Annotated in this window: 13 protein-coding genes; 7 read left to right on the top strand and 6 right to left on the bottom strand. The window is 50.1% G+C overall.

All coding sequences use genetic code 11. The features are described from left to right. Window positions 1-115 precede the first annotated feature (115 nt). Window positions 116-931: a type I methionyl aminopeptidase gene (gene map, locus H6G21_RS07320; RefSeq protein ID WP_190572173.1), complete on the top strand. Its 816-nt coding sequence runs from the start codon at window positions 116-118 to the stop codon at window positions 929-931. Here the strand turns inward: map and H6G21_RS07315 are convergent. Next, window positions 928-1,389: a hypothetical protein gene (locus H6G21_RS07315; protein WP_190572171.1), complete on the bottom strand. Its 462-nt coding sequence runs from the start codon at window positions 1,387-1,389 to the stop codon at window positions 928-930. The genes map and H6G21_RS07315 overlap by 4 nt on opposite strands. Before the next feature lie 183 nt (window positions 1,390-1,572). On the opposite strand from H6G21_RS07315, the gene H6G21_RS07310 reads away from it, so the two are divergent. After that, window positions 1,573-2,235, top strand: coding sequence for a class I SAM-dependent methyltransferase (locus tag H6G21_RS07310; RefSeq protein WP_190572169.1), 663 nt, complete (start codon window positions 1,573-1,575; stop codon window positions 2,233-2,235). A 240-nt stretch (window positions 2,236-2,475) separates the two neighbouring features. On the opposite strand, the gene H6G21_RS07305 is transcribed toward H6G21_RS07310, so the two are convergent. Beyond that, complete coding sequence (locus tag H6G21_RS07305) at window positions 2,476-2,895, bottom strand: hypothetical protein (RefSeq protein ID WP_190572166.1); 420 nt, start codon at window positions 2,893-2,895, stop codon at window positions 2,476-2,478. A 348-nt stretch (window positions 2,896-3,243) separates the two neighbouring features. Between H6G21_RS07305 and cbiD the strand changes: the two genes are divergently transcribed. Together cbiD and guaA are read left to right on the top strand one after the other, a co-directional pair. Next, window positions 3,244-4,368, top strand: coding sequence for a cobalt-precorrin-5B (C(1))-methyltransferase CbiD (gene cbiD, locus H6G21_RS07300; protein WP_190572164.1), 1,125 nt, complete (start codon window positions 3,244-3,246; stop codon window positions 4,366-4,368). Window positions 4,369-4,568: 200 nt separating this feature from the next. Then, entirely contained in the window at window positions 4,569-6,116 is a 1,548-nt protein-coding gene (gene guaA / locus H6G21_RS07295; protein ID WP_190572470.1) for a glutamine-hydrolyzing GMP synthase, read from the top strand. 333 nt (window positions 6,117-6,449) lie between these two features. Here the strand turns inward: guaA and H6G21_RS07290 are convergent, their stop codons facing one another. Next, window positions 6,450-7,340 (bottom strand): cation diffusion facilitator family transporter, encoded by an 891-nt coding sequence (locus H6G21_RS07290; protein WP_190572161.1) that lies wholly within the window; start codon window positions 7,338-7,340, stop codon window positions 6,450-6,452. 543 nt (window positions 7,341-7,883) lie between these two features. On the opposite strand from H6G21_RS07290, the gene H6G21_RS07285 reads away from it, so the two are divergent. Next, window positions 7,884-8,228 carry a hypothetical protein gene (locus tag H6G21_RS07285; protein WP_190572159.1) on the top strand — a complete coding sequence of 115 codons (345 nt, stop codon included), beginning with the start codon at window positions 7,884-7,886 and terminating at the stop codon, window positions 8,226-8,228. Between the two features lie 273 nt (window positions 8,229-8,501). Continuing rightward, window positions 8,502-8,873, top strand: a complete 372-nt coding sequence (locus H6G21_RS07280) for a hypothetical protein (RefSeq protein WP_190572157.1) — start codon at window positions 8,502-8,504, stop codon at window positions 8,871-8,873. Window positions 8,874-8,979: 106 nt separating this feature from the next. On the opposite strand, the gene H6G21_RS07275 is transcribed toward H6G21_RS07280, so the two are convergent. Together H6G21_RS07275 and H6G21_RS07270 are read right to left on the bottom strand one after the other, a co-directional pair. Further along, window positions 8,980-9,549, bottom strand: coding sequence for a Uma2 family endonuclease (locus tag H6G21_RS07275; protein WP_190572155.1), 570 nt, complete (start codon window positions 9,547-9,549; stop codon window positions 8,980-8,982). Between the two features lie 63 nt (window positions 9,550-9,612). Continuing rightward, window positions 9,613-10,104: a hypothetical protein gene (locus tag H6G21_RS07270; protein WP_190572153.1), complete on the bottom strand. Its 492-nt coding sequence runs from the start codon at window positions 10,102-10,104 to the stop codon at window positions 9,613-9,615. Between the two features lie 427 nt (window positions 10,105-10,531). On the opposite strand from H6G21_RS07270, the gene H6G21_RS07265 reads away from it, so the two are divergent. Continuing rightward, window positions 10,532-11,416: a polyphosphate kinase 2 family protein gene (locus H6G21_RS07265; RefSeq protein ID WP_199307088.1), complete on the top strand. Its 885-nt coding sequence runs from the start codon at window positions 10,532-10,534 to the stop codon at window positions 11,414-11,416. A gap of 252 nt (window positions 11,417-11,668) precedes the next feature. Here the strand turns inward: H6G21_RS07265 and ftsH2 are convergent, their stop codons facing one another. Beyond that, window positions 11,669-13,558: an ATP-dependent zinc metalloprotease FtsH2 gene (gene ftsH2, locus H6G21_RS07260; RefSeq protein WP_190572151.1), complete on the bottom strand. Its 1,890-nt coding sequence runs from the start codon at window positions 13,556-13,558 to the stop codon at window positions 11,669-11,671. Between the last annotated feature and the right edge of the window lie 444 nt (window positions 13,559-14,002).

Genomic DNA, 14,002 nt, shown 5'->3' with positions numbered 1-14,002 from the left:
GACAATACAGATTCCGTCGAGTTCGTCCGTTGGGAAAGATTTCCGGTAACGTAGAGATTGGCCTGAGGTGCCCTTCTGCTTGCCCTCCTCCATTTTGGTACCCTTCGTAAACTCGATGAATATTCTAAGCAACTTGCTTCCGCAACCGATTCTGCGCCAGCGGCGCACTGGCCCTGTCAAAACTCAGGAAGAAATCGCAATCATGCGTCAGTCTTGCCGTATTGTGGCAACGGTTTTGAAAGAAATTGCTGAGATGGTAGAGCCCGGGATGACCACAGCGGATCTGGATGCCTATGCTGAAAAGCGCATTCGGGAGATGGGAGCCAAACCAAGCTTCAAAGGGTATCACGGTTTTCCGGCTTCCATCTGCGCCAGTGTCAACCATGAAGTGGTGCATGGCATCCCCAATCGCAAGAAAATTCTCCGCAAGGGGGATGTTCTCAAGGTGGATACGGGGGCTTACTACAACGGCTACCATGGCGATTCTTGTATCACGATCGCCGTGGGTGGCGAGGTCAGTCCCTCGGCGGAAAAGCTGATCCAGGTGTCGGAGAAGGCCCTTTATGCGGCGATCGCCCAAGTCAAAGCGGGGGCTTATTTGCTGGACTTGGCGGGAGCGGTACAGGATTGTGTCGAATCCTATGGCTTCAGCGTCGTGGAAGACTATACCGGCCATGGAGTGGGGCGTAACCTGCACGAAGAGCCCTCAGTGTTTAACTTCCGCACCCACGAAATGCCCAATGTCAAGCTGAAGGCTGGCATGACCCTCGCGATCGAACCGATCGTCAATGCAGGATCAAAAAATACCCGAGTGCTGCCCGATCGTTGGACAGTGGTGACCGTCGATAATGCCCTCTCAGCGCAGTTTGAGCATACGGTGTTGGTCACGGAAACCGGGTATGACATTCTGACCGATCGCGCCTCGATCTAGGGCAGAGCACGGGTCAGCCAGCGATCGCGATTCTCAGGGTTGGGTTCAGCAAAGTGCCAGGTTTTTTCCTCAGGCCGTTGCTGCAGATAGATGTCAAACGGGTTATGGGGTTGGTGGAGCGTGTGACCTGATTGCTTGAGAGTCAGATTGTAGGTGCCCTGAAGGTGATAGGCGGGCCGCTGCTCGATCGTCAAGGGAGTCTGGCTCTCCACCTCAATTTGACGAATCTGAATTTGGGAACGGGTGGGGGCTGGCAGTTTGAGTTGTTGACTCAATGGGGTCTGGGTTCTCTCAACCTGTAGCCCGATCGCCCGTTCAATCAAGTCTTGACTCGGTAAGTGAGTGGAAGGGCTGCAAGCGGTCAAAACACAGAGGCAGAGGCCAAAGACGACCCATCGCAGCAGTCTTGGTTGGACAAGGGACAGCCATTGCCGTGATATAGCCAGTAAGCGCGACATGAGTGATCTCCTAGTTAGCGCCATATTTGCAAGAACCTAATCTAAGCCTACACCTGAAGACCAGACAGCCTACACTCAAAACAGCTAAGACCTGATAAAATTCAGCCCGACTCCAAGGTTCAACTCCACTGCTCCAAGGTTCAACTTCACTGTCCGACTCCACTTTTCTGCCGACGATCGCCCATGTTTAAAAATGCGCTGGGACTCCAAGAGTCTCTCTATGAATACATTCTGGCCCACTCCTTGCAGGAACCGGAAGTGCTGATGCAGCTCCGGCAGGAAACGGCAAACCATCCCCAGGCTCGGATGCAAATTTCTCCCGAACAGGGACAATTGATGTCACTCCTGGTGCAGTTGATGGGGGCCACACGGGCGATCGAAATCGGTGTGTTTACGGGCTACAGTTCCCTCACGGTGGCGTTGGCGATGCCCCCTGAGGGCAAGCTGATTGCCTGTGATGTGAGCAAAGATTATACGGCGATCGCGCGGCGTTACTGGGCCTTGGCAGGGGTGGCTGACAAGATTGATCTGCGGATTGCCCCGGCGGTGGAAACCCTAGACCAACTGCTGGCGGAGGGACAGGCGGAGAGCTTTGACTTCGCGTTTATTGATGCGGATAAAGGAAATTATCAAAACTACTACGATCGCGTGGTTCAACTGGTGCGTTCCGGTGGCTTGATTGCAGTGGATAACGTGTTGTGGTCAGGACGGGTTGCAGATGCCAAGTCCACGGACAAAATTGTGCAAACGATCCGCAGCTTTAATCAACAGCTAGCCCAAGACGATCGGGTGCAAGTGAGCATTCTGCCGATCGGGGATGGTTTGACCTTAGCGTTAAAACGCTAGCTTTAGCCTTAAAATGTCCGCTTTAGCCTTAAAACGTTCGGTTCCCAATCCCTGAACCTGGGTCGCGATGGGTCACAATCACCATAGGGTCACCATAAGGTAACAATGCAGAATTTAGCTTTCACTCACCCTTGGCTTTAGCTGCCCTTGGCTTTGGCTGCTATCGTGTTGAAACTGCGATTGTCTTCCCCGCTGCCTTGAACCGCTGGTGAATGCGTGGAGGCTAGGGGATCGGTGCCCTCAGAATTCCATGGAAGCAGCGTAGCTAGGCCGACAATCCGATAAAAAGGATTCGAACTCTGCTGTAAAGACTTCATCTCGCAGCAGGTGTTCTTGGTCGCGTTGCTGTTCCCATAGGTGATCGAGGGCGCTACGAGTATTTCTATCCATGGACAAAAAAGATAGGGGCTTGTTTAACAAAAAAGCCTGCTGCATACCCGCAAACAAGACCGTTAGCCCTTCATCTTCAATGCTATCCACCCATAGCAAATCAACAATCACTGACTCTGCTTGCTGCAAAGCTCTGTCCAGAGAATTCTGAAATTGATTGCCGTCTGAACCGGTTAATGCGGAAGGCTGCAATACGATCGTGCGGGATTGCCCGGTTGCTGGAGAGAACTGGCTAGGATTAGGGCAAGTGTGGGATGAGGTAGATTCCATAAAACCCTCTACGCAATTGTGATTCAGGTGGGCCGCAGGATAGAGAAGTCTGGTGTTTGAGGATCTGCAATGCCAAATACACCCTTGAAGACAAAACTTAAAAAAATGAAACTGACACCTAAATAGCGTTTGTGCGCAGTTGTCAAAGGAGTGCCTACAAAAATACCTGCAAAATTACATTAGGCCAAGTAGATGGAGATTAAATTGTATGATTTCACCTGCAATGGGTGATGTTTATCACGTCTCAATCCTACGCAAACAAAAAATCAATTGCCGAGAGGGTTGTTGTGAATTTCACACTCCCTTTACATGCCATGTTAGAAAAGTTTTTAATTTGACAGTAAATAAATGTTGAATTTGCCTCGTTCGGGTTATACCCTACCTGTTTTCGCTTGTGCCGCTGCGATCGCGGCGCTACGGTGGTTAAACCAACCCCAATGGTACACATCAGTTGAGGTTGATCTACTGGATTCGTCAGGAATTGTTAATGTTCCGATAGAACAAATTTCAGGATTAAATGAGACGACGGCTTTAGCCATTACGCGCAGTGATCCGGGCGATAATCTCGATCTGACGCGAAATACTCCCGTTTGGGCCATGGTTTCTCGGTTGCCGAGTTCTTCTGCCGAAAGGATTGTGTTGCAAGGGGGGGAGGGCATTGGTCGTCTAGAGTATGGCGCGGGGGAAGCGGCCATCTATGCCTATGCCAAACGGCTGATTTTAGAGAATTTAACCCGTTGGTTGTTGCCCGACGATCGTATTCAAGTCACGCTAATTTTGCCGGAGGGGCGGGCGCTGGCAAAACGAACGTCCAATGCGGCGTTTGGGGTGGTTGAGGGGTTATCGTTGTTGGGAACCTCGGGGATTGCGCAACCGTTGAGTGCGCCGGGACAATTAGAGGAATTTCGATCGTTGCTACGAGAAAAAGCCCAGCAGTTCGATGCGTTGGTATTTTGCATTGGCGAAAATGGCTTAGATCTCGCGCCAAAATTGGGATTGGATGCCCAACGTCTGGTGAAAACCGCCAATTGGCTTGGGCCGTTGCTCGTGGAAGCTGGGTTCCAAGGGGTGCGATCGCTGCTTTTATTTGGCTACCATGGCAAGCTTATGAAGTTGGCGGGGGGGATTTTTCATACCCATCACCATGTGGCGGATGGTCGCCAGGAAATTCTGACGGCCCATGGGGTAAAGGTTGGGTTGCCAACGGTGCAGGCCCAAGCCTTATTGGCCCAGGAAACCGCCGAAGCTGGATTAAATTTCCTCCGTCAGCTAGATGACGTGACCGGGCAGTCTTGGTCTCTTCCGGTGTATGAATCGATCGTGGCTGACATCGATCGTCGATCGCAGCAGTATATCTATACCCACAGCGAAAAATCAGTGCAAGTGGGCACAATCCTGTTCGATCGCCAGCGAAACATTGTGGTGACTAGCAAAATTGCCGCCGAGTTACTTGAGTCCGGTTTGAGAATGTGATTAAAATAGCCAAATACTAAAATTTACTGTGACTAAAGCGCGCTCTCAGATCCGTTTAAAACATACTTAAGTCAAGTTTTGTTTAATGTCTACCCCAGGATTGCATCAGGAAAACGAGCGTGACTCCTCCCGTAGAATCTGTTGAATCTTCTGTCGCAACCTCTGCGACCTCTGCTGACTTAGGGACTGTGAATCGCCAGATGATTGTTATTTTGGATTTTGGCTCCCAGTATTCTGAATTGATTGCGCGACGCATTCGTGAAACTCAAGTCTATTCCGAGGTTTTGTCCTATCGGACGACGGCGGAACAATTGCGTCAACTGAACCCCAAGGGCATCATTCTCTCTGGGGGACCCAGTTCGGTCTATGACGACGGTGCACCCAAGTGTGATCCCGAGATCTGGACGCTGGGTATTCCCGTGTTGGGCGTGTGCTATGGCATGCAGTTGATGGTGCAGCAACTGGGTGGGGAAGTTGAGCGGGCTGAGCGTGGCGAATATGGTAAAGCCAGCGTCTCGATCGACGATCCCACCGATCTGTTGACCAATGTAGAAGAAGGCTCGGTCATGTGGATGAGTCATGGCGACTCGGTGACCCGGATGCCGGATGGGTTTGAATTGTTGGCCCATACGGACAATACGCCCTCAGCGGCGATCGCGGACCATGAGCGCAAGTTCTACGGTGTGCAGTTCCACCCAGAGGTGGTGCATTCCATCGGTGGGCAAGCGCTGATCTGCAATTTTGTCTATCACATCTGTGGCTGCCATCCCACTTGGACAACAGCGACCTTTGTGGAAGAATCCGTCCGCGAAATTCGGGCCAGGGTGGGAGACAAGCGTGTGTTGTTGGCCCTGTCCGGTGGGGTTGATTCCTCCACATTGGCCTTCCTGCTGTACAAGGCGATCGGCGATCAACTCACCTGTATGTTTATCGACCAAGGCTTCATGCGCAAAGGTGAGCCTGAACGGTTGATGACCCTCTTCAAGGAGCAGTTCCACATTCCTGTGGAATACGTCAATGCCCGCGATCGCTTTTTGACCCAGTTGAAGGGCATCTCCGATCCCGAAGAAAAACGGAAACGCATTGGCCACGAGTTCATTCGGGTCTTTGAAACGGAGTCTAAGCGATTGGGGCCGTTTGATTATCTCGCCCAGGGAACGCTCTACCCCGATGTGATTGAGTCGGCGGATACCAATGTCGATCCCAAAACTGGGGAACGGGTAGCGGTGAAGATCAAGAGCCACCACAACGTTGGCGGTTTGCCGAAGGACTTGCAGTTCAAATTGGTTGAACCCCTGCGGAAGTTGTTTAAGGATGAAGTCCGCAAGGTGGGTCGATCGCTGGGATTACCTGAAGAAATTGTTAACCGTCAGCCCTTCCCTGGCCCCGGTTTAGCAATTCGGATCCTAGGTGAGATTGACGATGAAAAACTGGATATCCTACGGGATGCAGATTTAATCGTCCGTCAAGAAATTAATCGTGCAGGCTTGTACAACGAAATTTGGCAAGCGTTTGCGGTGCTGCTCCCCGTGCGGAGTGTGGGAGTGATGGGTGACCAACGCACCTATGCTTATCCGATCGTGCTACGGATTGTGACCAGCGAAGATGGGATGACCGCCGATTGGGCGCGGATTCCCTACGATCTGTTGGAAATTATTGCCAATCGCATTGTCAACGAAGTGCGTGGTGTGAACCGTGTGGTTTATGACATTACGTCCAAACCGCCTGGGACGATCGAGTGGGAATAGAAAAAATCTGGAATCCAGCAAGGATTGGTATTGTGTGGATTCCTAGGTATTTTCTGGATACTCAGAAAAAATGGGTTCCCCATTCAGCTTCTCTTTTGCCCTAGTTAATGTGTCACATTCCGATTAAGGGATTGCTTTGACGCTACATCTAGTGCTATAAAGTAGCCCATAGATGAATGGGTTATGCCAAATTCTCTTTGCTCATATTTAAGGCTATCCAAGTCACCCTGGCAGCTTGCTTCACAGGTTTTTGGGTAGCCTTTTTTATTGGTCTTGCTTGATGGGTCTTGCTGGATGACTCAGGGATTAGGGCCAGTCCTAATCACTTCAGTCCTAATAACTGAGGTTGTCTGAAGAGTAACGAGGCGGTTCGAGGTGAATCATGACTCGAACGGGGGGAAACTGTTTTTCTAGTGCCGCTTCAACGGCTTCAGTGATGCTATGGGCCGTTTCCACATCATCCGCATTCACAACTAAATGCATTTCAATAAAGCATTGGCGACCGACGAGGCCCCGCGAGGCGATGTCATGGACATTCAGCACCCCTGGCACCGATCGCGTAATTTCAGAAATTGCCTCAGGGGCGATCACGCTGCTGTCTACCAACCACGGTAAATTTTCGCGCAATACCGTCCAGCCACTCCAAAAAACAAGGATGGCGACGGGAAATGCGAGAGCAATATCCAGCCATTGCCAACCTAAGACCCAGATGCCAATTAAGCCTGCGAGAACGCTGATGGTGACCCAGATATCGCTCATGGTGTGGTAGGCATCAGCAATCAAGAGAGCACTCTTGACCCGTTGCCCTTCCCGTCGTTCGTAGAAGGCTACAAAGATGTTGATCCCCAAGACGAGCAGGAGGAGCCAGAGTTCTTGACTACTAATTTGTAAGGTTTTGCCTCCATGGAGGATGCGTTCGATCGCGCTTTGCAGAATTTCAAAACAGGCGATCCCTAAAAAAGCAGCGATGCCCAATGCGCCGATCGCTTCAAATTTTTGGTGTCCATAGGGGTGTTCGCGATCGGGTTCCGGGGAAGACCATTGGTTCGCAAATAACCCAAGGACATTGTTTGCACTATCGGTCAGGCTATGGAGTGCATCCGCAATAATGCTTAGCGAGCCAGTCAGGATGCCAACCCCGATCTTAATGGCCATCACTGCAAGGTTGAGAACTAACGTAATGATTAAAACTCGACGTACGGTGCTACGGTGATCAACCAGCATAAATGATGAACCTGATAAAGGATAAACCTGATAAGTGATGAACTTGATAAGCGATGAACTTGATAAGCGATGAATTTGATAAGCGATGAATTTGATAATCCGCGAATGAATGGGGCAGGAACTTTGATAGTTCTTGTTGATTCAACATCTATTAAAACAATTTTAAGGTTAAATTGTGTGCAATTCTATTTATCCTTTTACTGTTATTTTTTGTGTTTCAATTACCATTTTTTTCTATTAATCTCGGTATTATAAAAAGAATTGTTCTCAACTAACTTTCAACGATGACGAGGTCTCAGTGTAATGAGTTGATAATTGTGATTTTTTGATAAGTAGTGTTAACAGGTTCCAGGCGGTGTATGCCTGAATAAGGCGTATTCTGTGCTTGATCGACCTCGTTATTGTCAGTGTGAGGGGATGAGGATCATGTTGACTGCTGAGGGGACTGTTACGGGTAGGGTTAATTGGATGCAGTCTTGATTCCCACAATGGCCCATCATCTGTATTCTGTTGAAAACTGTAAAAATCTTCTGGTGGCAAGCTATGGCGCAATTAACTTTGAATTTACCGATCGGTTCGATTGGGTTGAGTTTTACCCCGGAATCTGCGCGGGAAATGAAAGCAGCCCTTAACCAGTTAATGGAATGCTTGAAAGTCACTTCCAATAAACCGACGACCGGCGGGAAAGTTTCACCCCAGAAGCCGATGGAATACCGCTACACAGGGGATGTCTTTTTAGAACTATTCTGTAATCCCAATATTTACCCCACGCCCTTTGCGGCGAAGGTGTTGATCACATTACGGGACGATCGGATCCGAGTGAGTGTTGAGGCGGAATTGATGCAGATCCTGGAAGATTTGAATCAGTTCTTGGATGCGGAGGGGTAGGGGGAAGGGCGATCGGGTAGCCTCCGGGTTGAGCCATCATTCGTTATCCTAGATGGGTTCCTGATGGCTGGATGGGTTCCTGATGGCTTTCCCGAAAAATTAGGAATCGTTCCATCTGGCAAGCCTTCTGGCCTCTGGGCCGGGTTGAACTGGGCCTCAGTCTGCAAAGTGTTTGTGGCGATCCATCCACATTAACGCTTAAAGTTAAGATCAATCACGATCAATGATCACATCCTCAAAACTTGTATAGGTGGGTTAGCTTTAATGAAGCCAATGAATACTGACGTTGTGTTGCAATTCTTCCAACAGGGATTCCGTGCTGCACTGGGAGCGACAACCTCCGCCGTTGAAGCGGTTCAAGATCCCCAAAAAATCAATCAAACCATCAACAAACTGACCACTAACCCGACGCAACTGGCTCAGGAATGGATTGAAAAGGGAACCGTGACCGAACAAGAAGCCCGTCAGGTGGTCGATCGCTTTTGGCAGCAGCGGCAAAATCCATCGGCCTCTGGGGTGACGGTGACTACAACCGCAGTGCCTGTTGCTCCCGATGTACAGGCTGAACTCCAGGAACTGACGGCCCAACTGTCTGCGATTCGGGCTGAGTTGTCAAAATTGCGAGAGCAGCGATCGGGGGCTTAATTGAGGTGAGGCTTGCGTGGGATGCTTGGCCCGGATCTCACGCAAGTTCAAGTTAAATTGCACCTTAAATTGCATCGTGGCTAACGGATTTGACCGGCTAGCGAATTTATTTGCCTGCTAAGACACGATCGACGGTTAGATCCAAGGCTTGCAAGACGGTGGAGTGAATTGTCTCGCCTGGATAATAAGTCTGTTCCTCGTACAATCCTTCAACCCATTCCAACAAGGTGACTCGCTGGGCAATGGGATCAACAATCCAATATTCTGCAATGCCCCGCGCTCCATACTCCGATCGCTTGTAACGATAATCCCGGTTTTCCTGCCCTTCACTAACCACTTCAACCAACAGTAGGGGCGGCGGCATGTCCATTAGCACGATCGAACGACTGGCTCCCTCTAGCGCGATCGCGCCTTCTTCAGATAACACGGTTAAGTCAGGTAGTCGAACAGATGCCCGCGCGCTACTGACAGCAATTTCCAAGCCGATGCGCAACCGATAGCTGGGAATACCCAATCCTAGGAACAATGCAAATAGAAAAGAGGCAATTCTTTGGTTTAGGTCACTTTCCGCAGGCATCGCGATTAATTCTCCATTCTCCAACTCATAGCAAGTCTCCGTGCCATCATCAAAGGCCAGAAACTCGGCTAGGGTCATTTTCTGAGTTGCAATGGTCATCGTCTGAATCTCCTGCTCCTCGATCGGTACCTGCGATCCTAGCATTTGTGTTAGTGCTCAACACTAGTGTTGAGCACTCTGTTGCCAAATTCGTTCTAACCGTTGGACAAAGGCTTGCATTTTGGCTTTATGGAGTCTGGCTTGGAGTCCTTGGAGTAAAAAGAACCCCACAAAAGTACTGGGGATGCCAATGTAAACCGCCCGGAGAATTAAATCAGTCCAATGACTGCTGGGGGGAGAGGGGACCGTGGAGATGTGGAGAAATGGCGCAGGGGATTGGGAGACAGCAGCGGGAGCAATAGGATCGCAAAGCAGTTGGCGATTCATCGGACGACACAGCCAATGTTGCCCTGTGGGAGACTGGACATGTAACACTTCAGAGGCATGGGCTGGAGATTGCCCAATCATCAAAGGACAGGCAATAGAAACCAACAACCAACCCATCAGCCGAGAAGGCTGACCCAAAATTCGCCGTGGCTGCTGCTGGGGCGGGTGTGTCAGGATCGAAGTCGCAATTGGGCAATGAAGGGTGAGTGGAATGAGCGATTGCCTCATTTCTCCTCCCGCAGGTCTAGGTGGGAAAAATCTATACTCCCTAATTTAATCAAGCTTCTGACTCGTGCTCAGTCTTCGTAATAAATATTACTGATTAGTAAATCTACTCAATGGAGGAAGTGGAAAAATCTAAAGAGATAAAAAGCCCAAGAGAGAGTGTGAAGAGAGATGGTGGGAAATCCATGGGCAATAAATCTATCAAGCCCGGTGAGACGGCTGAGGAATGGATACGCCAAAGCTTCAGTGGGTCAAAGCTTAAGTGCGCTAAAGCTTAAGTGCGCTAAAGCTTAAGTGCGCTAAAGCTTAAGAATGTCTGACTCTTGGTCTGGGGCTGGAATTGCATCGACTAAGCTGGAGGCACGCGGGAATCCATCTGCAAAAAATCATCTAAAACCTAATGACGTTGGCGGCGGAGGCTGTTCATTCTATGAGTGCGCTCAAAATTTCAACTCGCCAGTTCATGGTGTCTCCTGACACAAAAATTAAGCTGGAGCGTGACTTTGATCCGGCCTATACATCAGATTATTTAGATAAAAGTCAGGCGTTTGGCAAGCTAGAGCAAGACATTCAGCAACTGGCTCAGTATCAAGACATCCTTTATGCGCAAAATACCTATGCGTTATTGGTGATTTTTCAAGCCATGGATGCAGCGGGTAAGGATGGCACGATTAAGCATGTCATGTCTGGCCTCAATCCTCAAGGCTGCCAAGTGTTTAGTTTTAAAGCTCCCTCGGCGGAAGAATTGGATCATGATTATCTGTGGCGATCGTTCAAGGCTTTGCCAGAGCGGGGCCGCATTGGGATTTTTAACCGTTCCTACTACGAAGAAGTGTTAGTAGCGCGGGTGCATCCAGAAGTACTCGATCGCCAGCAACTGCCGCCCGACGCTAAGGGAAAAGGAATTTGGAAACAGCGATTTCGGGAAATTAATCACTTTGAACAATACCTTGTCGATAACGGCATTATTGTGGTGAAGTTTTTTCTAAATGTCTCAAAGAAGGAACAGAAAAAACGGTTTCTAGAACGGATCACGAACCCTGAAAAGAATTGGAAATTTTCTCTGAATGATGTGCAGGAACGCCAGTATTGGGATGATTACATGCACGCCTACGAAGAAATGTTTCGCTATACCAGTACTGAATATGCGCCTTGGTATATCATTCCTGCCGATCATAAATGGTTCACACGCTTAACAGTTGCCAGCATTCTCTGCGATCGGATGAAGCAACTGAATTTGAAATATCCAATTCTGAGTGATGATCAACAGAAACATCTCAAATCTGCCCAAGCTATGTTAGAAGCGGAGCCCTAAGGGGAGATCTAGCAGGGGCAATCGGTCTCTATTGCCAGACTTCGGAAATTGCCAGACTCAGCGCTTTCTCAGAATGGATGGGTTCTATGAGAAATAGGGTGAAGAGACATAGAACGAATAAAAATAGAGCGAATAAAAACAGGGACAGCTTTGTTAGAAAACTGTCCCTTCATAGCCTATGAGTTTTAATGATGCACTCTGAAGCTGGGATACAGCATCTTAAATTGGGTAAAACTTAAGATGCTGTAAAACTTAGATGCGCACGTTCAGTTGTTCTTTCTCAGGAACAACCGCATACTCTGCAACGATTTGGCGGAACTCATCGCCGTCGATCGTTTCCCGTTCCACCAATAGATCGACCAAGCGATCGATGACTTCCCGGTTTTCGCGAATAATCCGACGGGCATCTTCGTAGCAGTGTTCCGCAATCTCGCGCACTTGGGCATCGATCCGCGCTTGAATCTCTTCTGAACAGTCGGAACGGGTCATCCAGTCCCGACCGAGGAAGACTTCACCCTGCTGGCTTTCTAAGGACAGTGGGCCTAGATCGGACATGCCGTAGCGGGTGACCATTTGCCGCGCCATGCCAGTGACCTGTTGCAAGTCTCCGCCTGCACCCGTGGTGACTTCTGCCCGACCAAAGACGACATCTTCCGCAGCGCGACCACCCAGTGCCCCAGTAATCCGCGCCATGATTTGTGCTCGGGAAATCAAACCCGAATCTTCAGAGGGCATGAACCAGGTCAAACCGCGGGCTTGGCCTCGGGGAATCAGCGTGACTTTCTGCATGGGGTCGTGGTGCTTCAGTAGCGTGCCCACGATCGCGTGACCGACTTCATGGTAGGCCACGAGCCGTTTGCTCTTGCTGTCCACCATGGGGGTGCCTTCCATCCCCGCCACAACCCGATCGACCGCGTCGTCAATCTCTTGAATCGTAATCGCTTCCTTGCGGCGGCGAGCGCAGAGAATAGCGGCTTCGTTCAACAGGTTAGACAGATCGGCACCGGAGAACCCAGGGGTGCGTCGGGCGATCATTTCCAGGGAGACATCATCGGCAATCTTCTTATTGCGGGCGTGAACCTGCAACACATCCAGACGGCCCTTGATGTCGGGAATGTCCACGGTGACTTGACGATCGAAGCGACCGGGTCGCAGCAGAGCCGCATCCAGCACGTCGGGACGGTTCGTCGCAGCAATCACGATGATGCCAGTGTTGCCTTCAAAGCCATCCATTTCGGTCAGCAACTGGTTCAGGGTTTGTTCCCGTTCGTCGTTGCCGCCGCCGATGCCAGCACCCCGCTGACGACCGACTGCGTCAATTTCATCAATAAAGATGATGCAAGGTGCATTTTCCTTGGCTTTCTTAAACAGGTCACGGACGCGGGACGCACCCACCCCAACGAACATTTCCACAAATTCTGAACCGGAAATGCTGAAGAACGGTACGCCTGCTTCCCCGGCGATCGCCTTAGCAAGCAGGGTTTTCCCGGTTCCAGGGGGGCCTACTAGCAGCACACCCTTGGGAATTCGAGCACCCACGGCGCTGAACTTCTCAGGTTTTTTCAAAAAGGTAACGACTTCTTGCAGTTCTTCCTTGGCTTCTTCGATCCCAGCTACGTCATCAAACATGACGCCGGTCTTGGCTTCCATCTGGAAGCGGGCGCGGGACTTGCCAAAGTTCATGGCTTGGCCAGGGCCGCCGGGAATGTTGTTGGAACGGCGGAACAGGAAGAACAGCCCCGATAGCAGCAGGATGGGGAATACCAGGTTTCCTAAGATATTCCACAATGCGCCATCATTGCGGGGAGGATGGGAATCTAACGCAATATGAGAATCCCGCAGACGAGCGATCAGCTCTGGAGAGTTGCCAGGCAGATCCACCCGTAGCCGTTGAATACGATTATCTAATTCGGGATCCACTGCTTCCACGATCGCGGTACGGCCATTGTCATAGAGATCAACAGCCTTAACCCGGTTCGCATCCAGATACTCCAGGAAGCGTCCGTAGGTCATGCGTGTGCTTGCGGTGTTTCGGGCCGCATTGTTCCCACCCATCGGCATCAGGGAACTTTGCCACAGGAAGAACCCTACTACGATCGCGGGCAGTGCCCAGAGTAAAATTGTTCTCCAGGTCGGTTTCATATAAGGGCAACCTCTCAGTACGCCTACAACAGACTCGTCGCTCTCAGCGGGAATAGGTATACCGAGTTAAAGTGGACATCACGAATATTCTTTAGTGAATTCTTAAATTAAGGTTCAGCGATGAAAATTCGATCGTTCCAGTCAGGATTTAAACTCGGTGCCGTCTAGCAGCAATCTTAGCGATCGACCTCTAAACAGCTATGACAGATTTCATGAGAGTGATTGTTAACTTAATTTAACTTAATTTTTGCAGACAGGGCAACCGTGCTACCGACTTATCCCCTGGAGGGTGTTGAGGGACATGGCGGATCCTGAAAAGAATCTAGTTGGATTGCAGGCATTCAACCGAGAGGGCTGCTGCGTCAAGGGGTGGTTTACCGTCGCAATTCCTCGGCAAACAAGCAAGGCTCAACGATCGACCTTGCCTCAATCTCAATCGAGATA

The organism is Alkalinema sp. FACHB-956, from assembly GCF_014697025.1.
Classification (GTDB): Bacteria; Cyanobacteriota; Cyanobacteriia; order Leptolyngbyales; family Leptolyngbyaceae; genus Alkalinema.
Note: the sequence above shows the minus strand (reverse complement) of the source record. Positions and strands in the feature narration are given on the sequence as shown.

What these genes read in the sequence shown, in the direction of transcription:
- map (WP_190572173.1), top strand. Translation starts at nt 116, where the DNA reads ATGAATATTCTAAGCAACTTGCTTCCGCAACCGATTCTGCGCCAGCGG.
- H6G21_RS07315 (WP_190572171.1), bottom strand. Translation starts at nt 1,389, where the DNA reads ATGTCGCGCTTACTGGCTATATCACGGCAATGGCTGTCCCTTGTCCAA.
- H6G21_RS07310 (WP_190572169.1), top strand. Translation starts at nt 1,573, where the DNA reads ATGTTTAAAAATGCGCTGGGACTCCAAGAGTCTCTCTATGAATACATT.
- H6G21_RS07305 (WP_190572166.1), bottom strand. Translation starts at nt 2,895, where the DNA reads ATGGAATCTACCTCATCCCACACTTGCCCTAATCCTAGCCAGTTCTCT.
- cbiD (WP_190572164.1), top strand. Translation starts at nt 3,244, where the DNA reads ATGTTGAATTTGCCTCGTTCGGGTTATACCCTACCTGTTTTCGCTTGT.
- guaA (WP_190572470.1), top strand. Translation starts at nt 4,569, where the DNA reads ATGATTGTTATTTTGGATTTTGGCTCCCAGTATTCTGAATTGATTGCG.
- H6G21_RS07290 (WP_190572161.1), bottom strand. Translation starts at nt 7,340, where the DNA reads ATGCTGGTTGATCACCGTAGCACCGTACGTCGAGTTTTAATCATTACG.
- H6G21_RS07285 (WP_190572159.1), top strand. Translation starts at nt 7,884, where the DNA reads ATGGCGCAATTAACTTTGAATTTACCGATCGGTTCGATTGGGTTGAGT.
- H6G21_RS07280 (WP_190572157.1), top strand. Translation starts at nt 8,502, where the DNA reads ATGAATACTGACGTTGTGTTGCAATTCTTCCAACAGGGATTCCGTGCT.
- H6G21_RS07275 (WP_190572155.1), bottom strand. Translation starts at nt 9,549, where the DNA reads ATGACCATTGCAACTCAGAAAATGACCCTAGCCGAGTTTCTGGCCTTT.
- H6G21_RS07270 (WP_190572153.1), bottom strand. Translation starts at nt 10,104, where the DNA reads ATGAGGCAATCGCTCATTCCACTCACCCTTCATTGCCCAATTGCGACT.
- H6G21_RS07265 (WP_199307088.1), top strand. Translation starts at nt 10,532, where the DNA reads ATGAGTGCGCTCAAAATTTCAACTCGCCAGTTCATGGTGTCTCCTGAC.
- ftsH2 (WP_190572151.1), bottom strand. Translation starts at nt 13,558, where the DNA reads ATGAAACCGACCTGGAGAACAATTTTACTCTGGGCACTGCCCGCGATC.